19 protein-coding genes and 1 tRNA gene are annotated in these 26,198 nt (G+C 44.6%); 10 read left to right on the top strand and 10 right to left on the bottom strand.

Annotated elements, in window-relative coordinates; genetic code table 11:
* Window positions 1–26: 26 nt before the first annotated feature.
* The 5 genes from KFE98_06920 to KFE98_06900 all read left to right on the top strand — a co-directional run bounded on the left by KFE98_06920 (window position 27) and on the right by KFE98_06900 (window position 8,151).
* Window positions 27–1,037: a hypothetical protein gene (locus KFE98_06920; protein ID UTW63863.1), complete on the top strand. Its 1,011-nt coding sequence runs from the start codon at window positions 27–29 to the stop codon at window positions 1,035–1,037.
* A 90-nt stretch (window positions 1,038–1,127) separates the two neighbouring features.
* Window positions 1,128–3,425: a VWA domain-containing protein gene (locus KFE98_06915; protein ID UTW63862.1), complete on the top strand. Its 2,298-nt coding sequence runs from the start codon at window positions 1,128–1,130 to the stop codon at window positions 3,423–3,425.
* 44 nt (window positions 3,426–3,469) lie between these two features.
* Window positions 3,470–4,051 carry a biopolymer transporter ExbD gene (locus KFE98_06910; GenBank protein UTW63861.1) on the top strand — a complete coding sequence of 194 codons (582 nt, stop codon included), beginning with the start codon at window positions 3,470–3,472 and terminating at the stop codon, window positions 4,049–4,051.
* 11 nt (window positions 4,052–4,062) lie between these two features.
* Complete coding sequence (locus tag KFE98_06905) at window positions 4,063–4,506, top strand: biopolymer transporter ExbD (GenBank protein UTW63860.1); 444 nt, start codon at window positions 4,063–4,065, stop codon at window positions 4,504–4,506.
* Window positions 4,507–4,656: 150 nt separating this feature from the next.
* Window positions 4,657–8,151, top strand: a complete 3,495-nt coding sequence (locus tag KFE98_06900; protein ID UTW63859.1) for a hypothetical protein — start codon at window positions 4,657–4,659, stop codon at window positions 8,149–8,151.
* On the opposite strand, the gene KFE98_06895 is transcribed toward KFE98_06900, so the two are convergent.
* Window positions 8,148–8,768 carry a polysaccharide deacetylase family protein gene (locus KFE98_06895; protein UTW63858.1) on the bottom strand — a complete coding sequence of 207 codons (621 nt, stop codon included), beginning with the start codon at window positions 8,766–8,768 and terminating at the stop codon, window positions 8,148–8,150. The two genes, KFE98_06900 and KFE98_06895, sit on opposite strands and share 4 nt — an antisense overlap.
* 15 nt (window positions 8,769–8,783) lie before the next feature.
* Window positions 8,784–11,864, bottom strand: a complete 3,081-nt coding sequence (locus KFE98_06890) for a DUF2723 domain-containing protein (protein UTW63857.1) — start codon at window positions 11,862–11,864, stop codon at window positions 8,784–8,786.
* Between the two features lie 213 nt (window positions 11,865–12,077).
* Here KFE98_06890 and KFE98_06885 point away from each other — a divergent pair.
* Window positions 12,078–12,150: transfer RNA gene (locus tag KFE98_06885), tRNA-Gln, on the top strand.
* A gap of 154 nt (window positions 12,151–12,304) precedes the next feature.
* Here the strand turns inward: KFE98_06885 and KFE98_06880 are convergent.
* Window positions 12,305–13,111: a DUF4625 domain-containing protein gene (locus tag KFE98_06880; GenBank protein UTW63856.1), complete on the bottom strand. Its 807-nt coding sequence runs from the start codon at window positions 13,109–13,111 to the stop codon at window positions 12,305–12,307.
* A gap of 202 nt (window positions 13,112–13,313) precedes the next feature.
* Between KFE98_06880 and hemA the strand changes: the two genes are divergently transcribed.
* Genes hemA through KFE98_06865 form a run of 3 tightly spaced genes read left to right on the top strand, consistent with a single transcriptional unit; the run spans window position 13,314 to window position 16,113 of the window.
* Window positions 13,314–14,543: a glutamyl-tRNA reductase gene (hemA, locus tag KFE98_06875; protein UTW63855.1), complete on the top strand. Its 1,230-nt coding sequence runs from the start codon at window positions 13,314–13,316 to the stop codon at window positions 14,541–14,543.
* Window positions 14,543–15,463, top strand: a complete 921-nt coding sequence (gene hemC, locus KFE98_06870) for a hydroxymethylbilane synthase (protein ID UTW63854.1) — start codon at window positions 14,543–14,545, stop codon at window positions 15,461–15,463. Before hemA ends, hemC begins: the two co-directional genes overlap by 1 nt.
* On the top strand, window positions 15,463–16,113 hold the full coding sequence (locus tag KFE98_06865; GenBank protein ID UTW64660.1) for a uroporphyrinogen-III synthase: 651 nt from the start codon (window positions 15,463–15,465) through the stop codon (window positions 16,111–16,113). Before hemC ends, KFE98_06865 begins: the two co-directional genes overlap by 1 nt.
* On the opposite strand, the gene KFE98_06860 is transcribed toward KFE98_06865, so the two are convergent.
* The 3 genes from KFE98_06860 to KFE98_06850 are packed head-to-tail and all read right to left on the bottom strand — an operon-like array spanning window position 16,064 to window position 21,933.
* Window positions 16,064–17,191 carry a bifunctional 3-deoxy-7-phosphoheptulonate synthase/chorismate mutase type II gene (locus KFE98_06860; protein ID UTW64659.1) on the bottom strand — a complete coding sequence of 376 codons (1,128 nt, stop codon included), beginning with the start codon at window positions 17,189–17,191 and terminating at the stop codon, window positions 16,064–16,066. The two genes, KFE98_06865 and KFE98_06860, sit on opposite strands and share 50 nt — an antisense overlap.
* A gap of 54 nt (window positions 17,192–17,245) precedes the next feature.
* Window positions 17,246–19,585: a T9SS type A sorting domain-containing protein gene (locus tag KFE98_06855; GenBank protein UTW63853.1), complete on the bottom strand. Its 2,340-nt coding sequence runs from the start codon at window positions 19,583–19,585 to the stop codon at window positions 17,246–17,248.
* A 35-nt stretch (window positions 19,586–19,620) separates the two neighbouring features.
* Entirely contained in the window at window positions 19,621–21,933 is a 2,313-nt protein-coding gene (locus tag KFE98_06850) for a T9SS type A sorting domain-containing protein (GenBank protein ID UTW63852.1), read from the bottom strand.
* 257 nt (window positions 21,934–22,190) lie between these two features.
* Here KFE98_06850 and KFE98_06845 point away from each other — a divergent pair, with 257 nt between their 5' ends.
* Window positions 22,191–22,862, top strand: a complete 672-nt coding sequence (locus KFE98_06845; protein ID UTW63851.1) for a PorT family protein — start codon at window positions 22,191–22,193, stop codon at window positions 22,860–22,862.
* A gap of 17 nt (window positions 22,863–22,879) precedes the next feature.
* On the opposite strand, the gene KFE98_06840 is transcribed toward KFE98_06845, so the two are convergent.
* The 4 genes from KFE98_06840 to KFE98_06825 all read right to left on the bottom strand — a co-directional run bounded on the left by KFE98_06840 (window position 22,880) and on the right by KFE98_06825 (window position 26,184).
* Window positions 22,880–23,272, bottom strand: coding sequence for a response regulator (locus tag KFE98_06840; protein UTW63850.1), 393 nt, complete (start codon window positions 23,270–23,272; stop codon window positions 22,880–22,882).
* A gap of 147 nt (window positions 23,273–23,419) precedes the next feature.
* The gene (locus tag KFE98_06835; protein UTW63849.1) at window positions 23,420–23,935 is read right to left on the bottom strand and encodes a DUF2892 domain-containing protein; all 516 of its coding nucleotides are present in this window, start codon (window positions 23,933–23,935) and stop codon (window positions 23,420–23,422) included.
* A gap of 61 nt (window positions 23,936–23,996) precedes the next feature.
* Window positions 23,997–24,698, bottom strand: coding sequence for a YdcF family protein (locus tag KFE98_06830; GenBank protein ID UTW63848.1), 702 nt, complete (start codon window positions 24,696–24,698; stop codon window positions 23,997–23,999).
* Entirely contained in the window at window positions 24,688–26,184 is a 1,497-nt protein-coding gene (locus KFE98_06825) for a GH3 auxin-responsive promoter family protein (GenBank protein ID UTW63847.1), read from the bottom strand. Before KFE98_06825 ends, KFE98_06830 begins: the two co-directional genes overlap by 11 nt.
* Window positions 26,185–26,198: the final 14 nt, after the last annotated feature.

The following is a 26,198-nucleotide window of genomic DNA, read 5'->3' as shown; positions in this document are numbered from 1 at the left end:
TTTTTTGCCCATTTTTGAGGTAGTAAATGAAGCGACTGGTTATCATCATTCTGTTTTTTGGCACCCTTAATAGCTATGGGCAGCAAGGAATAATTCTTGGAAATGATTCCTTGGTGCAAGTAACTTTCCAGAACAATACCCAAGAACAGGTGGTGGATATGGCTGAGGCCATTTCACAGAAATACAACCGGGTGGTACTGCACCTTGGGCGTAAATACCCCTTCGGAAGAGGTGGCTTTTTCCAATCTTCTCAAAGTCAGGAAAACTTAAAGGCGTTTTGCATGGCTTTAAATCGCCGAGAGGTAGAAGTTCACCTCTGGTATATGGATAGCTATGGAAAGGACGGTTTTAAGGCCTTATATGAGGATCATGAGGGCATTACCAATAACCTGGTAGAAGAATTGATGCGGTTGGAGGTTCCTTACCAGGGATTGGTTCTGGATATGGAATGGATAAATCGTTCGGGAGGGAATAACAACAAGAAGTACCTGGAGATATTGGCCTACGTGAAAAAGAAAGCCAAAGGAAAGCAGGTTCATGCCTTCGCTTCTATCATTGATGTGCCTGATCACAACAAGAAAAGGGGCTATGACGAAGCCAAAATCTCTAAAGTAATCGACGGAATTTGGCCAATGCTCTATCCGGCCGATGGAGGATTTCACAAGAAAATGGGAAATATTCAACCCTGGGTCCGCGATATTCGGATCGATAGTATGAGAACCTATTTTGATTCTCGGTCTTATCAGGTGGTTATATCTGCAGAGCCTGTTTTGCTCAAAAAACGATTGTTTGGGGTGACTCATTTAGCCAGCCCTACTCAATCGGCCTCTCTTTTTTCTCACCTTAAAAAGAAAAGGGTAAAGAAGTATAAGTACTACACGATAACCAAATACAAAGCGGTATCTGACTTTTCAGTGGCCAACAGAAAGGGCGAGAAAAAGCAGGTTAAATCAAAGCAAAAGCTCTTCTATTTTCAGATCAAACCGGAATTGGTCCAGGCCAACGATTTGATCTGGGAATACACCTATCTCCACTAATGCTTTCTATCGGTACGGAGAGAAATTAGCCATCCTGCCAAAATATATGGGTTTCGTTTTCGTTAGCTAAATAAGCCTAATCCACACATTATGAAATTTTTAGCATCGGTATTTACCCTGGCATTGCTATGCCTTTTTTCTTCCTATTCCTGGTCTCAAACCGAATTTACCTACCACATAACCGTCAAAAATTACCGGGGACAAAGCCAACCCAATGTCCGAATTTGGTGGAAGGAACAGAATACTGGAGAAGTGCTTGAAGCCAGAACCAATTCTACGGGGCAGGTGGAGTTTGAAATACCTGCCGGAGAATGGGCAGTGAGCCTAAACGGCTTACCTGATTATAAACAGATTAGAATCAAAGAAGGGGCCATGGGGTCTGGGTCCATGACCATAGCCTATGATTTGGCTACCATTCAACGGGAAGAGGCTTTACGAAAAGCTCGGAAGGGACAAACCTTTGAATCGGTTGATCAAACCGGAAAGGTTTATCGGCAGCCGAGTAGGGGAATGGCCGTCGTTCAGATTAAGGTAAAAAACAAAGAGAAAAAAGGGGTGCGCGATGTTCCGGTAAGCCTTTTGGGGCCACAAAAAGGCGTGCAATACCAATCCAAAACCAACTCAACTGGGTTGGCCAGTTTTCAAGTGCCCATTGGCGAAGCTTACATTGTGGATTTGGATGGAATCAAAAACCACGGTTATACTCCTGAAATTTCCCGAGAAAGCATCCACTCCCTTAGCTATACTTATGTTCCTACAGAGATTAAGGAATGGGAAAAGAACGATACCCTAATTCAAAGTATCAAACCCGATGAACCTCCTACAACGGCAAGGGTACAGTTTAAAATGCAGGTGAATAACCTAAAGAAGGGCGGGCCCATTTATCTGAATCAAATAGGTAGCAACAAGGTGTTTTATTCAAAAGCGGATGCCGATGGGAAAGCTACGTTTTTGCTCCCTAAAAAGGAAAAATACCTCATCCAATTTGAGTTTCAGCGTGATGTAGATGTGATCAATTTGGAAAAGACCTCGGGACTCGCCCATAAATTCATGCAAATAACTTACCAGCCCAACCCAAGGTTGCAATATCCAGAGCGATACCTGCCAACACGAGAAAGCGCTTTTATACAGGAATTCGAATCCTTTTTAACCAAGAACCTTCCTGCGCCGGATCACGGAAAGAAAATTGGTCTCTTCCTGAATTGGGGTAATGACCGCGTGAAGAGCACTTCTCGGGAAGCCGTGCTTCAAATTGGTGTGAAGGGCACTCCTGAGCCTGTTAAGAGAACCAAGGAAGTTGATTTGGCGTTCGTTATCGATAAAAGTGGATCCATGGCGGGTTACGATCGATTGGATGCGGTGAAAGTATCCATGGCCAATTTGATTCCGGATTTGATTCCTGGAGATCGGGTAGGGTTATATGCTTTCAACGAGACGGCATCAGAGCGACAACCGATAGGTGAGGTACAGAATGGAGCACTGTTAAAAGAAAGAGTGGAGGAGTTGGAAGCTGGAGGGGGCACTCGGATCTACAACGGACTGGAAATGGCCTTCCAGAAAATGCTTGAAATTCAATCTCCCGATCGCCCTCAACAGGTTATTCTACTCACGGATGGATATGGCTCCAGACCTCCTAAAGAAGTAGTAGATATGGCGAACAGCTATACAGCCAAAGGGATTGACATTTCTGCCATAGGAGTAGGAAACAACTATAACTATGCCTTGTTAAAGTTGATTACTCAAAACCACGGCGGCTTACTTTCCCAAGCTGTGGGCGGGAAGGAAATTGAACAAACCTTCAGAAAACAATTAAACGGCATCATAGCTCCAGTAGCAGAAAATGTGGTTCTCTCCATCCAATTCAATCAAAAAATTCGATTCAAGGAACTCTTTGGAGCTGAGGTCAAAAAAACAGAAAAGGATCGAGTTCAAGTGGAATTGGGAACGGTTTATAGAAATTACCAGAAGGTTACTTTGGCGCAGTTTAACTTAATTAAGCCGGATCAATCCATCGAAAATGAACCGGTTACAATCGAATTGGATTACCGGGATGCCGAGACTGGGAAACAAGAACGCTTGACTCAAAAAGCCTATTTGAAATGGGAACCAGCTACGGGAAGAATGCAGGTAATTCTCGATCGGGAGTTTAAGAAATTGTATGCCGTGGCCATCATGAATCAAAGTATCAAAGTGCTTATCGAAGCTTTGGAAAAGGAGAATTTCCTAGAGGCTAAAGTTGCCGTTGAAGGCTGCTTGGATCAAGTGCAGGAGTTGTTTCCTGAAGCGAAGGATGAAGATGTCAAAAAACTGGTGGATGAGTTGACCGGTTATGTTCTCGCCGTTGACCAGTTGGCCAAGAATGGAAATGTTAAAGTGGTTAAAAACTAACAAGTTGGCACAGAGTTTGGAATTTGTGATTCAAATTCCAAACCATGAAATACTTCAAAGAATTACCCTCTATCAATGCCAGTTCAATGGCCGATATCGCTTTTTTGCTTTTGGTCTTTTTTCTGGTAACCACCACGATGGATACGGAGTATGGCCTCGGCCGAATTCTGCCTCCAGATAATGACGTAACTCACCCGCCTGTTGAGCGAAAGAGAAATTTAATGATCGTCCTGATCAATGGGCAGGATGAGCTGCTTGTTGAAGGAGAGTTGCTTCCGGTGCAGGAGCTTAAAGACAAAGTGCGAGAGTTTATTCTCAATCCGGATAACCTGGACCATTTACCGGAAAAGAGGGAAAAAGAGATTCCGGGGCTCGGAAAAAGGATGGTTTCCAGGCAACTGATTTCCCTTCAGAATGACGCCAAAACCAGCTATAACCAATATATCCAGGTACAAAATGAGCTGGCTCGTGCCTATAAAGAAGCGAGAAACGAATTGGCCCGGAAAGAATTTGGCATCACTTATGAGGAGTTAATTGAGAAAGGTGAAAAGGAAAAGGTGCTGGCCATCAGAAAACTTTGTCCGATGAGGATATCTGAGGCCACGCCCTATGTGTCTGAACGATAAAGAGGAGAATTATGGGAAAAAAGAAGAAAGGAAAGCAGTCAACTATATCCACATCGTCCCTGCCGGATATTGTATTCATTCTATTGTTCTTTTTTATGACGGTAACGGTTATGCAGCAAAAAAATCTGTTGCTTAAGATTAGAGAACCTCATGCCAGCGAAGCCGAACGAATTCAAAATCGATCGTTGGTTAGTTACATCTACATTGGCTCACCCATTGATACCGCACGTTATGGTCGTGTTGCCCGGGTGCAACTAAACGATGCCTTTGCCGACCCATCCGAGATTGGGGCCTTTGTGGAACAAGAGGTGAACCGACACTCGGAGGCAGAACGAGGAAAATGGACGGCATCCTTAAAGGTTGATCAAGAGGCTCGTATGGAAAATGTGACTCAGGTAAAACAAGAACTTCGAAAGAGTAGAGCGTTCAAATTGCTCTACAGTACCTACCCCTAATTCCGGCTCGCTCAAACCAAAAAACGGAACTTCTACGAATCGGTAGCTGGCTTACATACTTCGTTCCCACTTAAGACGTTTGCTTGTGTTCTTGCTGTAGCGCTCAAATTGGCCTTGCGGCAAGGATAATGGATACCTTTGGGTGCTGGTATGAAATCTGGGATTAAGACGTTTTTTGGCCTACTTCTGATCGTCGGAGTGATAAACTCGGCTTGGTCACAGCGCCCTGGAAGTTCGTCTCAGTCTAAGTGGATTCCATTGATGGAAGACACGGTGCGAATGGATAGCCTATCCATAATTGCCCATTCGTTTAAGCTGACCACAGAAACGGGCACTCCCATCGATACAGCGTTGTATGAGTTAATACCCCTAACGGGCGAATTGGTTACCACACCTGAATTTCGAAACCAATACCCTCGTGTAAAGGTTCAATACCGCACCTTTCCCTTTAGTTTTTATGAGGAATACTACCACAAGAACCCGGATCGAATCAACCCTAAAATAACCAGCCTTCAAAATCCATTTCGATACACCGGTAAGGATGCCCAGAAGCAGGACGTTTTTGAATTGGGTGGTCTGGAAAAGAGTGGTAGCATCAGTCGGGGAATTGGATTTGGAAACAACCGGGATGTAAGTGTAAGCTCCAGCTTGAATTTACAATTGAGTGGAAAAATTGCTGATAACCTTTACGTTTTGGCTGCCATTACCGACGAAAATGTCCCGATTCAACCGGATGGAAATACCCAGCAGCTTCAGGATTTTGACCAGGTCTACATCCAGGTATACAACGACAAAGTCAAGCTTGTGGCTGGTGATTTTAAGTTAAACCCACCGCAAAGCTATTTTATGCGATACCTCAAAAAAGCTCAAGGACTGAGCGGAGAGGCCAAATTTTATGTGGGCAAGAATAGACCTGATACCCTGGATCGTGGCAAGATGAAGGTGAAGCTCAGCGGGGCTTTGAGTCGGGGTAAGTTTTCCAGAAACATCATTCAGGGTGTGGAGGGTAACCAAGGTCCCTATCGCTTGATGGGAGCTGAAAATGAATCCTACATCATCATCCTGTCTGGTACGGAGCGAGTATTTATAGATGGTCGGCTTTTGGTGAGAGGGCAAGATCAGGATTATGTGATCAACTACAATACCGCAGAGATCACCTTTACGGCTAAGCAAATCATCACCAAAGACAAAAGGATTGTGGTGGAATTTCAATATTCTGACCAGAATTATACCCGCTCCCTGGTCCAATTTTCGGATCACTACCAGTACAAAAACCTGACCCTTGATTTCAATTTGTACTCCGAGCAGGACGCCAAGAACCAAAGCTTACAGCAGGATCTATCGGATGAGCAAAAACAGATTTTGACCCAGGTTGGAGATAGTTTGGACAACGCCTATTCCTGGAGCCCGAAGCAAGTGGAGTTTAACGAAAACGAGATTCTGTACAAGATGGTGGATAGCCTGGGCTATGATTCCGTTTTGGTTTATTCCAACAACCCCGACAGTGCTTTTTACCGAGTGACTTTTACTGAGGTTCCGCCTGGAGCGGGAGATTATATCCAGGTAAATACAGTGGCCAATGGTCGCGTATTTCAATGGATTGAGCCGCTGGCTGGAGTCAGGCAAGGAACGCATGCTCCGATAACCGTTTTATATGCCCCTTCTCAAAAGCAAATGGCCACGTTCGGTGGTGCCTGGAAATACAAGAAAGGATCGAGCGTTACCGGGGAAGCGGCGATCAGCAAAAACGACATCAATACGTTCTCCGACTTGGACAGTGACGACGATGTGGGTTATGCAGCTAAGGCCGGCTGGAAGCATCAATTTGCGCTGGCAGAAGACCCCAAAGGCTGGGCATTAGTGCCTGAAGTGGCCATCGAGCATTGGAGCAAACATTTTAGTGAAATAGAACGGATTCGAACGGTGGAATTTTACCGGGATTGGAACCTGAGAGACCTCAACTTGGTTGCTGAACAAAACATTGCCCAGGCTGGAGTGAGTTTGCAAAAGAGTCCGGTGCGTAAGGTTGAGTTGAACTGGCAAGGTTTTTTTGCAGAAAGCCAGTACCAAGCCAATAAGGCCAATCTCTTGGCTCAGTACAAAACGGGGGGCATTCATTTGGATTTTACAGGAAGTGCCTTGACCACGGATGGTGAAATGAGCAAGTCTGAATTTATCCGCCATAAAACCTTGCTCAAGAAAAAAGTGTGGAACCTATGGCTGGGATACCGGGATGACCGAGAGGACAACCGAATATTTGATCCGGCAGCTGATACCTTGTCCAGTGCGGCCTACCGGTTTTGGGAACGAGAGTTTTTTGTGGAGACAGGAGACAGTAATCAATTCGGATATCGGGTGTTTTACAACCAACGGGAAGATGATAAAGCTGTGGAAAACAGAATTTCTCCAGCCACTTTTGGAGAGAGCTATGGGGCATCCATCCATTGGCGGAAAATGCGTCAACTTCAAGTGGCCGCCAGAACCACCTATCGGAAACTTGAAATTCGCAATGAATCTATTGCTGCTTCCGAACCAGATGAAAACCTGCTAAGCAGGTTGGAATACAATCTTAACCTGTTCAAAGGAGCTGTAACGGCGGGTTCTTTTTATGAAGTAGGATCGGGGTTGGAAGCGAAAAGAGAGATCCGTTACATAAAAGTGGCCAGTGGCCAAGGTGTGTATACCTGGATCGACTACAATGAAAATGGAATTGAGGAACTCAATGAATTTGAGATTGCAGCATTTCAGGATGAAGCGGACTATATCCGGATCTTTAATGTGACGGATGAATACGTGAAGACGTTTTCTAATCAGTTTAACCAAACGCTTTACATCAATCCTGCGCGAATATGGCGGAGTAAGAAAGGTATCCGCAAACTCCTTTCTGCCTTTGCGAATCAAACGGCCTACCGGATAAGTCGCAAGACGGAAAATGAAGACTTTGACGCTCGTTTTAACCCACTTCCCAGTGCCGGTATCGATTCTCAGTTGGTAGCGCTTAATTCATCCTTAAGAAACACGGTGTATTTCAATCGAACCCACCAGATTTTTGGAATGGACTGGACCTATCAGGATATCCGAAGCCGAACATTGCTTACAAGCGGACTGGAATCCAGGGCCAATATTTTCAATAAAATCCGTGCTCGACTGAACATTAAGCGCTTGTATTTGATGGAGGTGGAAGCAACCCAAGGAGACCAGTTCAGCGATGCTGAATATGCCACGAGTCGAAACTTTAGCATCGATTATTATTCCGTTCAGCCCAAGCTCACCTACCAACCGGGTATTGCTTTCAGAATGGCTTTGAAGTATCGTTACGAATGGAAGGAAAATGAGATTTCGCTCGGTGGAGAAACGGGAGAAATCAATGAGTTAGGATCTGAATTACGTTTCAATAAGGTGGGCAAAGGAAGCTTTTTGGTAGAGGCCAATTACCTGAGAATAGCCTACGAAGGGGAGAGCAACAATTCCCTGGCTTACGAAATTTTAGAAGGCCTTCAACCCGGAAACAATGCTACCTGGCAAGTATCCTACCAGCGAAACATAGGAAAATACCTTCAGCTGGATTTGAGTTACAGCGGTCGTCAATCAGAGGATACCAAAACCATTCATTCAGGTACGATGAGGGTACGGGCTTATTTCTAAACCTGCGGAGGTAATGCCTTGAATTGATACCCTTTATCGGAAAAATACTCAAGGGTTTTCTTTAGAGCGGGCAGCATATTTTTTTCAGCCTTTTCGCTATCGTGAAACACGATGATACTACCAGGTTTAGAGTGTTGAATGACACGCCGGGTGCAAATCTCCGGGGAATCACTTTTTCGGTAATCGCCGCTGAGAACATCCCACATAGCAATTTGATGGGTACGAAAAATGGCTTTAGCCTGAATTGGTTTAATCTTTCCGTAGGGTGGCCTGAACCATTGAGTGGCATGTTGGTTTTCGGCCCTGAGAAAATCTTTGAAATACGACTTGTTTCCTGTTTTCCATCCATTCAAATGATGGAAGGTATGATTGCCAATCAAGTGCCCTTTTTCAAGCACCTGTTCGGCAACATCAGGATATTTTCTCAAGTTATCACCTACACAAAAGAAGCTTGCCTTGGCATTAAAATGTTCAAGCAATTCAAGCACTTGTGGGGTGATTACCGGGTGTGGACCATCATCAAAGGTGAGGTACAATACCCGCTCATGGCGTGATAAATGAAAGGTATACTTCCGAAGCAGTCCGGAAACGCTATCAGGCGTTCGGTAATACGGCATGCGGAAAGTTACGAATTAACGTGCGACTCCTTCTAATCGGTTAAAGTCAGCCTCCAAACGCTTGAAATCATCCGTCAAATCTTGGGTGATCTGATCACCAGGCACATATTGACTGGCCATGAGGTTCAATCGGTAGAGGATAGAAATCGTTTGTTTCGCCTGACTCTTAATCTTCGCATACATATCACGGTCAAGGGCAAAGTAGTAATCCAACTCAGCTACGTAGGTTTCACGCATTTCTGAAAGGATCGCAGTCGCCTTTTCCGTTTGACCTAACTTGTAATAGAGCTCAGCAATAGGTAGTACAAAGAAGTTGTAAGGAACATTCTCTTTTGGCATTTCAAGCATACAGCGATCAAGCACTTCCAGAGCTTTGTCGTTCTTTCCTTGGCGGTGCAAGGCCTCAGCACAACGAGCAAAGTTGTTTCTCAGGTTCATGCACATTCTCAAAATGTTGTGATCCACGTATACATTTGGATCCTTCACATTACCAAACTGGAACTTGTTCATCAAGTTGTCATACATGATTTCAGCGTGTACATAACCCGTTTGTCCATCAGGGCTTGCAGCTTTATAAGGTACCAGACGATAAGTCAATCCTTCCAACTGGAAGTAACCTTGAAGACCCAAGTAGGCGTCATTACCCGTAGTAATAGCGTAGTAAATTGGGAAGTCCCAATTGAAGTGAGCCAACAAGTCCATCATCATGATGTCTTTCTTCAGCAGGTAGCTTCGGCCGACGGTCCATTGAATTTCAGGAACAATCTCGCCCCATTTTTCCTCAGGAATAGATGGGTTGTTGATGAATTTATTGGTATCCACCTTCAAGGAGTATAGCTTGGTAGGGGAGTAATTCATCTTCTTATTCTGACCCATTACCGCTTGATTCTTCTCATTGGTGAAGAATTCAACCACACGCTTGATGTCCACGTGTTCCTTCTTTTTGTTTCGGTCAATTACGGGAATGTAATCACGAGTTCCCTGACGGTATTTTGGCTCAGGAATGGTGAAGCGAACGGGGCCAGATTTGTAGGCCTTACGACGCATTTGATTAATGTACCAATCGGTATTCAAAAGGCTCAGGTTAATCACACGTACGTCTGTTCTATATCCTTCTACCTCCTGTACGTACCACAGTGGGAAGGTGTCGTTATCCCCGTTCGTGAAAAGAACCGAGTTAGGCTCACAGGAATCGAGGTACATTTTCGCAAAGTCTCTTGCTGTGTATCGCCCGGAACGATCGTGATCATCCCAGTTTTGAGCGATAAGGATAGTAGGAATTGGAAGACAAATCAAGAGCGCCAAGCCTGTTGCGATAACGGGCTTCATCGATCTCTTCAAGGCGTCAAACAAGGCCAACAGACCTAATCCAATCCAAATACAGAAGGTCATAAACGAACCTACATAAGCGTAATCACGCTCCCGAGGCTCCATCGGAGTTTGATTCAGGTAAACAACAATCAAAATACCGGTAAACATAAACAGCATCGTCACCACGACGGCACTCTTCATAGAGCGGCGGTAATGGAAGACCAGTCCAATTAATCCCAGGATCAAGGGGAGGAAATAATAGGTATTTCGAGCCTTGTTGCTTTTCAGTGAATCAGGCAAGGTACTTTGTGGGCCTAGGCGTGCCGAATCCATAAAGTCGATACCGCTAATCCAGTTACCATTGGCAATGTCTCCGTGCCCCTGAATATCATTTTGTCGACCGGCAAAGTTCCACATGAAATAGCGGAAATACATCCAGCCAAGCTGGTAGTCCATCAGGAAGCGAATGTTTTCTCCCATGGTGGGCTTTTCGATGACCTGCATTTTGCCAGCCACCTTGTATCGAACCTTTTTACCCTTAAACTTCGACCATCTTTTATAGCCGGAAAGGTGTCTTCTTTCCTGACTTGCCATTCTCGGGAAGAGCATGTTGAATTCGCCGGCGTAATTAGGTATGGAGGCCTTTTTCTTATCGGATACGATGTATTTGCCAGAAGCTTCGTCCTGAAACCAAACTTGTTTTCCGTCTTTATAAGGTTCATCCTTATCCAAGGGAGAAGCAAAAGAGTGACCAATGAGTAAAGGACGCTCTCCATATTGTTCACGGCCTAAGTAAGCCAGAAGGGTAAATACGTTTTGTGGATCGTTTTCATCCAACGGAGGGTTGGCGGAAGAACGAATAAGAATGATGGCATAAGAAGAATAACCGATCAATACAAACGCAAAGCCCAACAAGGCTAAGTTGGCTAAATACTTTCTGTTTTGGTGGCTGTAGTAAACTCCATAGGCGATTAGCGCAGAAAGCAAAACAAAGAAGATGATCAATCCAGAGTTGAATGGCAAGCCCATGGTGTTTACAGAGAACAGTTCCATGTAAGCGGCTACCCGAAGCATTTTTTGGATAATTCCATACTGAATGATCATCAAAAGCAAGAATCCAACACCAGCGGTGATAACAATTCCTTTGCGGTTAACCTGGTGACGTCTGAAGTAATAAACGAAGCAAATTGCTGGAATGGCAAGAAGGTTCAATAGGTGAACCCCGATGGACAATCCAATAACGAAGAAGATGAAGAGCAACCAACGATCACTACGTGGTTCATCGGCAACTTCCTCCCATTTCAAAATAGCCCAGAAAACCAAAGCCGTTAAACACAAGGACAAGGCATATACCTCAGCCTCTACTGCCGAAAACCAGAAAGTATCGGAGAAAGAAAAGGCAAGAGCACCAATGGTAGAAGAGGCCAATACAGCGGCGATATTTCCAGCTGTAAAGTCTTCCTCAGACTTCATTACAATCTTTTTGGCAATGGATGAAATAATCCAGAACAAGAACAAAACGGCAAACGAACTACTCAACGCCGACAGGATGTTAACCAAATAACCGGCATCTTCAGGAGACCCAAAAAGCGTAAAGAAACGGGCAATTAACATAAAGGTAGGAGCACCTGGTGGGTGACCGATTTCCAAGCGGAAAGCAGTTGCGATAAATTCACCACAGTCCCAGAAGCTAACGGTGGGTTCGACGGTCATGATTAGTACAATGGTTGAAATGGACCATACCAGCCAACCTACCAGATTGTTGTAAAACCTGAAAGTTTTCATAGATGTGTTGAGTTTTGTACCTATTTATACAAAAGGGGCAAATATATTAATCTATTGCTATTTATCCTCGCCTATTTCCTCAAGCTACAAGCGGTTTTTCAATCTCTCGATCTGTTGTCAAATCAAGGACTTTCGTAAACTGCTTCGGAATACTGAGAAAATTTATCCTTCTGTTTTAAACATTTTATTTACTTTCGCGTCTCCAAATTACGCTGTCCCATGGTGTAACTGGCAACACGTCTGATTTTGGTTCAGAAGAGTCTAGGTTCGAGCCCTAGTGGGACAACAAGATCAAAAGATCGCAGATCAAACCCCCTGAATGTTCAAGTTCCGGGGTTTTTTTATGATTCAACTTTCAGGTAAAAAGGTTCACCAAACTTTGGGAATAAAAAAAGGGCCCCGAAATCGGAAGCCCTTTAAAATCTTGTGTGATAAGTAGTTTAGAACTTACCCTTCACAGCAATTGTTTCTTCAGAAGAGTTACCTGCAGCATCAGTACACACAACTTTTAGGTCCATGTCATACTCGGCTACTCCACCTTGAGGAGAGTGCTGGATAGTAATTTCTTCATTAATGTTCTTAGGATCGCTGAATTTGGTAGCGTCGGTAGTCGTTTTTCCGATTTCCGATCCGTCACTTTTCAACGTAAGCGTAGTTACGATAGTAGCAACTCCCATATTATCGGTTACTTGAACACGAACTTTGTTCGGTGTAGAAGCTTCCATGGGGTTTGGAGCCAATGGCCAGGTAACTACAGGAGTTTGCATAACTGGCTTTTCGTTATCAGCAACATCTTGTGTAACCTTAATCGTTACGGTAGATTCAGCGGAAACATTTCCAGCCTTATCCGTTGCAGTAGCAGTTAGTGTATAGTCTCCAGCTGCAGTGGTGCTGCTTACTACCAATTTTTGGTGAGCATGAGCACTCGTTCCAGTAATGGACTCAGTCAACGTTTGATCCCAACTACCACCAGAAACTTTCAAGGTATATGTAGAAAGAGCTACATTATCGGTAAAGTCCATATGAACTTCAACGGTATCATTCTTGGCATATTCAGTAGCATTTGCAGGTTTCTCAATAGTAGCTACTGGCTTTTGAGTATCCCCTGGGTCAGGATAAGTACAAGATCCATCATCAGTTTTGGCATCAGCGTCATAATTCGTTGCATTCGCATCCGTACATCCTTCTTTTTTACATGCACTAAGAACCAACGTAGCGGACAGTAAATAGAACAGCACTTTCTTCATAGGATTCAATTTTTTTAGTTTCCGCCTAAAAGTACGCATTTTTACTAATCTTTTAATAACCCGGAAACACCACCCACAATCAGATAATTGGCCTTCATGAGGCTGTTGGCTATTTAGAACGATTCTATTTAGACTTTCTCTGACATTTCCATGACAAAGTAACTCGCCTTTCCCCGCACTTTTGCAGGACGATCGTTATTGTATGAAGTATTTTCATGCTGTCACATATACGCACAGTTCGGTTGGTATCGAACAAGTAGGAGCCTTTCACATCGCTCCTGAAAATCTCCAGAATCGCTTACAGTCACTTTTGGGATCACGGGTAGAGGAATTGTTGTTTCTCAGTACCTGTAACCGAGTGGAAATGTGGTTTCGCACGGAGGAAGAGTTAACCGCTGATTTTCTAAATGAGATGTTGGCTGAGATCTATCCAGATTGGAGCCAGGAGCAAGTAGACAAAGCTGAAAAGCAAGCTTTGGTTTATTCTCACTTGGAGGCCGTTGATCATGTATTTCGCGTAGCGGGTTCTTTGGACTCACTTGTGGTGGGTGAACGGGAAATTATTTCTCAGATCAAGGATGCCTACCAAAATTGTAAAGAAGCCGGATTGACCGGAGACTTTATTCGCATCCTGATGCGTAAGACGATCGAAACAGCAAAACAAGTTTTTACGGAAACTTTGATTGCTAATCGCCCGGTGAGCATCGTTAACCTGGCGTACCGCAGATTAATTGAACAAGGAATTTCTACCGAATCGGGAATTGTGGTTGTTGGTGCAGGAAAAACCAACAAAGCAATGCTGCTGAAATTGAAAAAAGCGGGTTATACCAACTTTTACATATTCAACAGAACCTTGAGTCGGGCAGAAAATTTGGTTCGCGAAATTGGTGGTCAGGCTTTTGCTTTGAGTGAGTTGAAAGATTTTCAATCTCCTTTTGATGCACTCATCACCTGTACCGGATCTGAAGAAGTGATTATCACTCCTGAAATATATGCTTCTCTTAACCCAGAGCAACCAGCAAACAAAACGATCATCGATCTGGCTGTTCCTGCTGATACCCACTCTGACATAGTTAAAGAAGAGTCGGTGGAATTTATTGGTGTTGAGTCTTTGAAAGACTTGGCGGCGAAAAACCTGGAATTGAGAAAAGGAGAATTGCACCGTTGCGAGGCCATCGTTAAAGAAAACTTGGACGACTTTGTAAACATTCACAAGGTGAGACAAGTAGAACTGGCGATGCGTAAAGTGCCTGAGCAAGTAAAAGACATTCGTAGACGAGCAGTCGAAGAAGTTTTTGCCCGGGAAATTGACGAGTTGGATCAAAACTCCAGAGAAACGCTGGATAAGGTGGTTTCTTACCTCGAAAAAAAGTACATGAGCACTCCTATGCTCTTGGCTAAGGAAATCCTACTAAAAGAAGAAAAAAAGTAATGTCGGATCGTCAGTCCGGTATCATCATCGGTACCAGAGGAAGTGATCTTGCCCTTTGGCAAGCCAATCGTGTAAAGGATCAGCTCGCTGAGCAAGGTGTAAGCTGCGAACTCAAAATAATTAAGACTCAAGGGGATAAAATCCAGCATCTCAGCTTTGATAAGCTAGAGGGAAAAGGGTTTTTTACCAAGGAAATTGAGCAGGCTCTGTTGGATGAGTCGGTTGATTTAGCGGTTCACTCCCACAAAGACCTGGAAACCGAACAACCGGAAGGACTCTCGATTGCAGCAGTTTCGGATCGGGAAAACCCATCTGAATTACTACTTATCCGTCCAGAGAGTGTGGATACCTCGAAGCCGCTAAGTTTGAAATCGGGAGCCAAAGTGGGAACTTCATCGGCTCGTAGAAGATCTCAGCTTTTATTCTTTAGGGAAGATCTAAACCTGGATGATTTGCGCGGAAATGTTCCTACCAGAATTCAAAAGCTGCGCGACGGACAATACGATGCCATTGTTATTGCCCTGGCAGGTGTATCTCGCCTGGAGCTACCACTGGATGATTTTTTCGTTGAAATTTTGGACCCTACGGCTTTTATTCCGGCTCCCGCTCAAGGAGTTTTAGCTCTTCAGATCAGAGAAGGAGATGAAGAATTGCGCCAAACCCTCCAAGCCCTAAATGATGATCAGGTAGCTACAACGACCCATATCGAACGAGCTATTCTCAATCGTTGTCAAGGGGGTTGTAAATTGCCTTTGGGTGTTTATTGTCGCGAAGAAGAGGGACAGTTTCAGCTTTGGGTTTCTTATGCTGCCAAAGAAAGGGATCCGTTAAAACGATTTTTTCTAGAAGGAAAAGATGGTGAAGCCTTGGTTCAGGAAGCGATGGATCGAATCCAGGATCAGGTAAAAAAAAAGTCTTAATCACCAAAGAGCTTGATTGGTCGCTCTTTGCCCAATCTTCAATTTCCCATTTTCTAACGCTTGTAGAAGCTCCGTTTATTCAAACTCAGCCGCTGCCTTTCGGGCCGGTAGAAGAGGATATTCAATGGGTGTTTTTTAATTCGCCGTCGGCCGTTCGCCACGCCTGGAATAGGATTCCATCTACAACCAAAATTGCGGCCTTAGGGGAGGGAACCGCTCGTGAACTCATCAAACAAGGTTTAACACCTCAGTTTATCGGATCGCACCCTGTAGAAAAAGCGGCAGCCCAGTTTGGTCAGCTGGTCGGTGAGGGAAAGGTGCTTTTTCCTGTAACGCGCATTGGAAAAAGGACGGTGCAAAAGGCTCTTCCTGCAGATCAGGTAATCGAAGTAGGGGCCTATGAAACCCTTAATCGATCTTGTGAATTACCCGGTGATTTGGATGTTATTGCCTTTACGAGTCCATCCAATGTTCAATCATTTTTCGATCAGCATGAAATACCAAAAGGCGTTCAATTGGTAGCTATAGGTGAAACCACAGCAGAGGCGCTTCGAACCAAAGGGTATTCGGCTCGGGTAGCCAAGGGTTACGGAATGTTAGCTATTCTTGACCGGATAATGGGTCTTGGCCCTGAGAAGGATCCTGCATGATTCCCGTTTGGATCCGAATGGATTCTACGTGGATCAACTCCATGAGCTTCTTGACAAACTCGGCATCCATTCCGAGTTCTCCACCCATTTTGGCCCGGGTTTTCAGGATTTCGTTCCACCGATCAATTTGGTAAACAGTCACATTGTTCTGCCTTTTGTACTGACCGATTTGTTCAATCATCTTTAATCGAACTTCCAAGGCGCTCAAAATCTCCTCATCCAGCTTGTCGATTTTGTCTCTCAATTCTTCCAATTGATTGATAAAGACGTCATCAGACCCGTGTTCTGAACGAACCGACAACAGGTCTACCATGTCGTGGAAGTGGCCAGGTGTAAGCTGTTGTTTGGCATCACTCCAGGCTTCTTCCGGATTTGGGTGAACTTCTACCATAAGTCCAGCCATGTTCAAGTCAAGAGCTTTTTGGCTCACCAAAGGAATTAACGGGCGACTACCAGCGATATGACTGGGATCGCAAATGAGTGTCAGATCAGGAAATCGACGTTGGAGTTCAATGGGAATTTCCCAAAGTGGAATGTTGCGGTAAGGTGAACTTCTAAAGGTGCTAAAACCTCGGTGAATAGCGCCTACATGGGCCACTCCTGCATTTTGAATCCGTTCAATAGCACCCATCCATAGGTTTATATCTGGATGAATAGGATTTTTTACAAATACGGTAACAGGGGCGCCCTTTAGCGCATCTGCAATGTCTTGAACAGAAAAAGGATTCACTGTGGTGCGAGCTCCAATCCAAAGGTATTTTAACCCCTGATCGAGAGCCTCTCGGGTGTGCCGGGCGTTGGCAACTTCGGTGATGGCAGGCATTCCAAACTCTTCCTGAACCCGCCGAAGCCAGTGTAATCCTTTTTCGCCAATTCCTTCAAAATTGTCTGGTCGGGTTCTGGGTTTCCAGATTCCTGCCCGAAAGAGCTGAACCTTTTTTTGGGCCGCCAAAGATTCGGCAACCGATAAGATCTGTGTCTCACTTTCGGCGCTACATGGCCCAGCAATTAATAGTGGTTTCTTATCCTTCACCCTCGGTAGTACAAGATCGTTCCCTTTTTCGTTCAAACCCTTCATAGCCTGTGCCTGCAAAGGTAGAACAAACCGCATTTAAGAGGGTTGAATTAGGATCTACTGATCAGACTTAAAGTAGGGTAGGCTTATTAGTTCCTTATCGGTTTGGATACGAACAATGTATGAGCCTGAAGGTAAGTTAGATACAACGACGGGCCCATTCCCTGGATAATCCATCTGATGTACTTGTTTGCCGGTCATATCCAGCATTTCCATAGACAGAATGATTTCACCATCCGGGTTGTGGAAGAACAACTCATCAATACCCGGATTGGGATACAGTTTTAGCGTCGTTTGATTTGCACTAATCTCTTCAACTGATGTAGTATCAATTTCGGGTGGACGGATGATGTTTCCTCCATCTTTCAACAAAATACTCATCCCACCAGCACGATGTCCGAATATCATATCCGGCTTACCATCGCCGGTTAGGTCTTCCATGTGAATGCTTGGGTGTCTGGTGTAGATGTACAGGCTATCCAGTAAGCGGAAAGAGGCGCCACGGGTGCTGCTAAACTGATCGTATAAATACATCCAGCCAGATCCGGCAGAAACGAACATGAATCGCTTGATCGAAGTATCATTCGGGTCGTTGCTCTCCACGCCATTGGTGTCCATGTCTTTAATAACTACCGTTAAATTTCCATGGCCCCATTGATCGGCGAGGGAGATGTTGCCAAATGTGCTATCCACGCTGGTAGGGCTGAAGTCCGCCACTTGGGCAGTTCCGGTATTGTTGTAGTAGCGAATAGTATTTCCCTTATCGCCCAACAAAATGTCCAACTTGCCATCGTCATTCACATCATACAGATAGAGTCTCGGGTTCCTACCAAACGATTTTCCATTATAACTCACCGACGTCCTCACAAATTCCGCAGAATCCTGTGCTGAAGCCGCTTGATTTTCATAGTAGTGCAAATAGCCCTGGGCTGTAGCCAAAAGCAAGTCCTGGTCACCGTCATTATCCAGATCACCAAAGGCGGGATATAGTCCGGTATCAATCGGGTTAGGTGTGGGAATTAAATCCCGGGTAATGAATTTAAACTCAGGAGAGGTAGTGGTTCCCACATTTTTGTAATAAGCCAATCGGCTGTCAAATGTCCCTAAGGAAGGCTGGTAAACGCCATATCCTCCACAAACAATATCCATCAGGCTATCACCATCCACATTGAAAAATACGGGGTAGGCATTTCTTCCCAAGTCAATTACGTCTCTTTCAAAAAGCGGATCAAACTGGTATTTATAATCCGGGCAGCTGGAATCACCTTCGTTTTTATACAGTAAGACTTGCTCCGTATTTAAGTAGCCTTCAATGTCATTGGGTGCAATTACCAGGTCGCGCAGGCCATCATTGTCCGCATCGAAGGTGTAGGCAGCAGGGAAGGAGTGTAGCTCAACAGGAACATCCTTGGAAGGATAAGACGTGTCTTGTTGGGTAACAATTGCCGTATCTACGTTTCCAAAATTGTAGCCCACAATCATGTTAGGAAAGCCCTGGTCGCCTATCATCAAGTCGGGTAGGCCGTTGCAATCCATATCTTCCAGCAAAATGGTTTTGGTAGGTGCGTGTCGTCCGCCTGGGGCTGCGGGTGGTATCATACCAAAGCACGAGTGCAAATCCAGGTTAAAACCAATGGAGCCTTCTCTCAGTTGGCCCCAACAAATGTCGTAAAGCATAAAATCCAAAGGCTTGGAGCTGCCCCATTCCACTTGCATGTTTCTCCAATATTGAAAATTTGGAGTGTCAAAGGCCATGATATCTAAGTCTCCATCGTTATCCGCATCCACAATGGCTGGAATATCGGGGGAGCCACAAAATACATTGGTGTAGAAGTAGGGCTTGGAAAGGCCATTTACATAGTACCTGGCCGTTAAGTTTTTATACATGAAGTTGCTGTCCCAGTGTGCTGGAAAGAGTTGACCCATAAAGTCCATCGAATCAGGATCAAAGGTGCTGGACTCATTTTTAAACACTCGAAAGTCGCCTACGTCTGAGGCTGTAAAAATGTCGTGTTTTCCGTCGTGATCGTAGTCGCGGAAAAGAGCAAAATCCCACATTTTTGGGAAGGCAGCTTCGTATTCCGGAGCATGACGATAGGCGTCATCGCCAGGCAAACCCGTATTGATCAAAGTTCTGGGAAGAAACACATCACGATCGAAGAACACCAAGTCCATCAAGCTGTCTCCATTAAGATTGAACGGAGAAAACTGGGGAGTTTCCATACCTCCCAACCACGGCATTTGCATCACACCATGACTGTTGGAGACTTCAATAGAATCGTATCTACCATACTGGATTAGCTTAACCTCAGTCTGAGCATTCAGATCGGAACTTAGGAATCCGCCCACTAGCAGAATGCCCAAAAATCCGAGTATCGGGTTTGTGACTTGTTTCATAGTTTGCTGTTTTAAAAACTAATCCTTAGCGCACGTTAAGGTGCCAGTAGATACCTTGTAGTGAAGATACCCTTTTCGTGGGTAATTCGAATCAAATATATGCCTGGCTTTTGGTTAATAATTTCAAATTGAGAATTATTTAGCTCTTCAAATCGTTGGACCAATTGCCCTGTTGTACTCCATACTTCTACCGCAGAAATCAGGTGGTTGTTGGGGTTTTTGATGGAAACAGCGCCGGTTCCGGGGTTGGGAAATAAGCTAAATTGCCCAGATTCAATAGTGGATTCGTTCACACTAACGGTGGAGTCAACAGGTTGAGGAACGGTGTTGCCACCATCCTTGATCAAAATACTTAACCCTCCGGTGCGGTGTCCATAAATCATATCTGGCTTTTCGTCACCATCAATGTCTGCCATGGAAAGACTTACATCTCGGGTGTAAAGAAATAGACTGTCGCGAATCCTAAATTGAGCACCGGTGTTTGGACTAAACTGATCGTAGAGGTATACAAGGCCTTCAGAGGATCCGATAAAAACCATCCGCTCTGAGCTCATTTCTCCAAGGGTATCTATCGTTTTTCCAGCTGTATCTATATCCTGAATGGTGATGGTGAGGTTTCCAACCCCGCTGGCATTGCTGTGATGGATTCCACCAAAATTAGGCTCCATAAAAGCAGTGTCGAAATGAGCGACTTGAACGCTACCTACGTTCTGAAAATATTGGATGGATGATCCCTGGTAACCTACCAGTAAATCCAATTTGTTGTCGTTGTTTACATCAAACAAATACGGGTGTGCATTTTTTCCCAGCCAGATTTGATCGTAGGAGGTAGATTGAGGAACAAAAACGGCTGAATCCTGAGGGCTTGCTGCTTGATTTTCGTAGTAATAGACTGAACCGTCGAAAGAGGCAATGAGCATGTCCATATCGCCATCGTTGTCCATATCTCCAAACGTGGGGTGCAACCCGGTATCAGCTGGAGATGCAGCTCCAAGCAAGTCTTCGGTGGCTAACACGTACTCTGCTCTTTGAGCGGTACCCGTATTCTTGAAATAGCTGATCTTGCTTACAAAAGTTCTTTGAGTAGTGTCGAAATAGCCCATACTTCCGCAAAGGATGTCGGTGAGTCCATCCTGGTCCAAATCGAAAAATTGGGGGTGAGAATTAGTGCCTAAGTCGATTAGGTCTGTTACGAGGTAAGGATCAGGTTGTCGGGCAAGCCTTATGCAGGAATCCAAACCTCTATTGAGGTAAATCTGAACCTGGTTTTTGTCCATATACAGTTCTGAAGCATTGGGCGCTACTACAAAATCCTCTCGGCCGTCGTTGTCTCCGTCAAAACCATACGCAGCAGGAAACGAAATAACATCTACAGGAACGTTGGATGATGGGTAACTGGTGTCCTGATTTGTAATGTTTGCGCTGGAATGCATTCCTGTGTTGAATCCAGCAATCATATTCCGGTAGTCGTTATCACCAAATACAATGTCAGTCAATCCATTGCAGTTCATGTCATTTAGGTAAATGGAGGATCCTCCGCTGTGGCGGGTTCCAGACAGATTAGGTCCAAGGCCCTTACAGCTTCCCAAAAGCATAGAAAAGTCAATGGCGCTTTCCATAAATCGGCCCCAGCACAACTCTAAAAGCTCAAGCCGGAGTTCATCTGGATAGCCTTGATCTGCACCTTTGTTTTCATACCAGTATACCGAGCCGGAACCGTTGCCAAAGGCCAGGATATCCAAATCACCGTCCCGGTCCACATCCGCAATTCCGGGCATGTCGTTTACGGAGTTGTATACATTGGTGTAAATGTATTGGGGTGGATTAGCGTAGTATTTACAAGTCAGGTAATTCTCTAACTGTGTGGTGTCCCAAGGGGCTTTAAAAAGCTGTTGGGTAAACTGCAATGAATCGGCGGAAAAACCAGTTGAGGTATTTTCAAATACCCTAAAGTCTCCGTTGTAGCTGGTAAAAATATCTTCTCGCCCGTCGTGGTTGTAGTCCCGCATGAGCGTGTAGTGCCACATTTTGGGGAACCCCACTTCATACTCCGGTGCATAGCGGTAAGGACGTAATCCACGATCTCCACTATTTAAAAATGGTCGGGCACACCATCCATCTCGATCAAAAATCAATAAATCGGGCAAGGAATCCCCATTCAAATTCATTTTTGAAAACTGGGGAGCATTAAACCCGCCGGCCCAAGGGAAGTATAGGCTATCCCCATATTGGTATACCGCAATGGAATCGAACCTCCCGTATTCCGAAAGCTTAACCTGTGCATTTAAGGCTCCCGTGGTGAGAACTAAGACCAGGCAAAACAGAAGGTTATGTAGAAAATTTCTCATGCAGCAAAAATAAGCCCGTTGTTTGAAATTGATTGTTTGCCACCTGCTATTAGGCTCAGTGGCTCTTAGGATTGACGGAAAGTTTTTCAAAGGGTTGGTCGTCAGTGTACAATAAGCGTTGAATTTTGGAGTTCAGAGTGGAAGTTGGATTGCATTGAACCACAAGAAGTAAATGAGGCATTGCGAAATCTTGGCTTTCCCAATAGGAAGGTGTACGAGGTGATGAAATGACTTACATTTGCAGCGATTGAAAAGCTATGAGAGTACTGATTACAACCCTGTTGTTGATGGTGGCCTTTGGAGCCATGGCCCAACGGGGGCAGAGAACGGGAAAGCCCATTAAAGAAGATAACCTTCTAGTTGACCTGACCTACGAGTCTTTAGGAAACCAGCCGGCAGGTGTCCATTTCGATTTTGGATTTGGAGCATCTTTTCAGTTGTTGTACGATCACCAGTTTAAGGTGAAGACCCTGAGTGGAGCCATTGGTATTGGATATAGCAATGCCAATTACTACAACAATGCTATGTTGCTACACAAGGATTCCGTTTTGGGCGATTATGCTCAATTCATACCGATGCCTGAAGACTCCTCTTACAAACGAAACAAATACGTTACCAATTACTTCGACATTCCGGTTGAAATCCGTTACCGATCCAAGCCCAATTCCAGTGGACACTCCTGGAAGGCTGCTGTAGGATTTAAAGTAGGGTTTCGTTTAGGATCACACACCCATGTGGTGACCGATGAAGGGGTATACAAAGACTTTATCCACCCAAATTTAACGCGTACTCGGTATGGACTTTCAGCTCGAGTGGGATATGGAAGGGTAGGCTTATCCGGCTATTATAGCCTTTCCACCTTGTTTGAAGAAGGCAAGGGTCAACGATTGGTTCCCTGGAATGTGGGAATCACCATTTCTCCTTTCTAAAATTTAAAGGGAACCTTTTACAAGGTTTTTACGTAACAATCCTGACGGATTATTTCAGCCATTTGGCGATGATCGATAGGCTTGTGGAAGAAGCGGTCGAATCCTAAACTTAGGAAGTATTCTTCGTCTTCAGGAATGCCCAAACCGGTGATGGCGTAAACCAAGGTTTCGTCTGGCATGCCGTTTTGCTTCATAGCTTCCAAGACTTCGCTTCCGTCCATGGAATGACCCAATTCGATATCCATAAGAATCACGTCAAAATTCTGTTTATGAGCCAAATGGATGGCTTCGATTCCATTACGTGCTACGGTTAAGCGGTAATGTGGCTTGAGAATCTTTTCCATAACGAAGATGGCGATCTCATCGTTCTCAACCAGCAGTACATGGATATTGGAGAATTCAGGTGACATGTGTATCAATATTGGAACATTTCAAATATAGCTGGGTGATTCCGCAATACACTTGTATCGAAACTAAGGTTTTACACGGCGCGATGTTAATTGGCTATTCGAATCGCGGCAATGCCAGATGGCTGTAAGTGAGGAGGTTGTGGAAAACTATATGCGACCCATGTTGCTCTTCAGCATCTTCACCTGGTCGGCCAGCAATTTTTGTGGATCATGCTTTTTAACCTGAGTCAGGTAGGTCATAGCTTCTCTTTTCCGTCTGCGAGCCATAGCAATACCGGCTAAGTTTAAATTGGCCATCGCAATGTCATGGTCCATATTCAATCCGGCGTTCAGTGCTCGTTTGAAGTACTTCTCACTTTTTGACATGTTCTTGCCCTGAGAGGCACACAATCCGGTAAGGAAGTAGTAATAAGCCTCTTGTTTTTTAGGCATTTGCTCAGGGTGCTTTACCCAGCCCAAAATCTTTTCGGCACTTTCAAACTTTTGCCTTCTGATTTGGAAAAAGGCAATTAGGTTAACCTCATGTTTGAAAAGCAACAAGACGATAACGGCAATAATCAGAATAAACATGATGCCATTTCCGATGTGACCTTCGTAAAACTCGTAGGCCATCATAGCGGTGCAAAGGGCAATCAAAACGTACTTGATAATCTTATTTACCATGGGCTTATAATTGGGTCGGCAAAATTAATGGCTACCAATGGGATAACCAAAGAAAGAAAAATTAATTCCCCATCTTTTTCTGGGCTTCTTTCCTGGCCTTTTTCTCGGCCTTCTTTTCATCCTTAATTTGCTGCTTTACCCGCCGCCCCATGGAGTTTTTGTACTGATCTATTGGGGAAAGCCTTTCGTTGAGCTTAACAAAACTGTCTACGTAGGCTTTTTGGTAATCAATTTTCACTTCTTCAAATTCCATGGTAAACAAGGAATCATAGAGCAAGGGAATGTAGGGTATGTTGAGATCAAACTTCCGATTGTGCTTAAACATCATGGCACCCTGATAGGGGTCTGTGGCTAAGGCTACCTTTTCGAATCCCAGTTTTTTGGCCAGTTTGTAGGAGTAATACAAGTTTTCCGACCCGTGTTCGGCTTTTCCTTCCTCAAATATATGTTCGGCAGGGATACCATACTTTTTGGCGTATTCAGCCATAATGGTGGATTCCCGGTACGGACTATGAACGGCAGACCCGGTGAAAATGATGTTTTGGGTTATTCCTTTGCGGTAGAGGTATACCGACCAAAGAACCCGGGTTTCCATGATTTTGTCCCACTCTGGCGGATCAAATGGAATTCCAGGGACGATTATCGCGTCGTAGGTTTCTTGGGTGTTTTCCCTATAAATTTCATGAATTCCAGGTTGGAAAATAAGGCAAGATCCACATAAAAGAATGGGGGTGAGGGCGATAATGATTAACCTATAGCGCATACGATTCAAGTTGATCGGCTATGCTTCGGTCATTCGATAATCGGGGTACTTTATTTTGTCCACCCAGTTTTCCGGCCGATTTCATAAACTCTACAAAGCCTCGATCTTTCATCGAAGTAACAACCAAGGGGCGTAAAATGTTTCCTTGAATCAAATCCAGGTAGTAGGGGTTTTTTTCCTGTAGCTTTTTGTCCAGCAAATCCGCAAATTGATCAGGGTGGGAAGGCTCTTTTTCAAACTCTACAAACCACTGATGAAATGGAAGTCCAGATGCCGGACTTACCTGTGGAGCAACGTGAAATTCGCGTACAATGGCATCGCTGTTTTCCAGGGCATGTTTCATTGCACCTTCCACCTCTTCGGCAATTACGTGCTCTCCAAAAGCGGAGGTAAAATGCTTGATCCGTCCGGTTACTATCAGACGATAGGGGCTTTTGGAAACAAATTTTACGGTATCACCGATGCTGTAGCCCCAAAGTCCGGCGTTGGTGTTGAGAATGATGGCATAATTCACACCTACTTCCACATCCTTCAAGCTTACCCTTGTAGGGTTATCATTAAAGTATTCGTCGGTGGGAATAAATTCGTAGAATATCCCGTCGTTGATCACCAGAAGGAGGCCCTCATTTTTCTGACTGTCTTGAAAGGCTATGAATCCCTCAGAGGCCGGATAGGTCTCTACCAAATCCACATTTCGTCCAATCAGTTTTTGAAAAATCGATTCGTAGGGTTTGAAGTTTACCCCTCCATAAACGAACAGGGAGAAGTTTGGAAATACTTCGGCGATGGATTTTTTTCCAGTTGATTTAATGAGCCTTTCAAAGTACATCTGAACCCAGGATGGGATTCCTGAGATAAGCCGAAGGTCTTCTGTTTGAGTCTCGCCAACAATGGCATCCACCTTTTCTTCCCAATCCTCAATGCTATTGGTTTCAAAGCTCGGAAGACGATTTTTTTGAAGGTAGCCCGGTACATGGTGAGCCACAATACCCGACAGACGTCCAAAATTGATTCCTGCCTTTTTTTCTAAAGTCGGACTACCTTGAAGAAAGATCATTTTTCCATCCACAAACTGGCTGTTTCCCGTTTCATGCACGTAGCAGAGTAGGGCCATTTTTGCCGAATTGATGTGGTTGTGAATCGATTCTTTACTAATCGGAATGTACTTGGCACCAGAAGTGGTTCCTGAGGTCTTGCACAAGTAGATGGGTTTTCCCGGCCACATAACATCAGACTGACCATCCAGAATCTGATCAATGTAGGGCCTAAGTTGTTCGTAGTCTCTTACCGGAACCTGTTTCTTAAACGATTCGTAATCGGAAATCTGATCGAAATGATGGTCCTTTCCGAAAACCGTGTTCTGAGACGATCGAATGAGGTGATCAAGCACCTTTTGCTGTTCCTGCACCGGTTGTGCAACCGCTTTTCTTAAGCGACCAACCAGGAAGGAAGCATAGTATTTTGCCAGATATGATTTGAGGCCCATACGGGCTCAAATAT

This window comes from bacterium SCSIO 12741 (genome assembly GCA_024398055.1).
Classification (GTDB): Bacteria; Bacteroidota; Bacteroidia; order Flavobacteriales_G; family Salibacteraceae; genus SCSIO-12741.
This window is presented reverse-complemented; position numbering and strand designations above follow the sequence as displayed.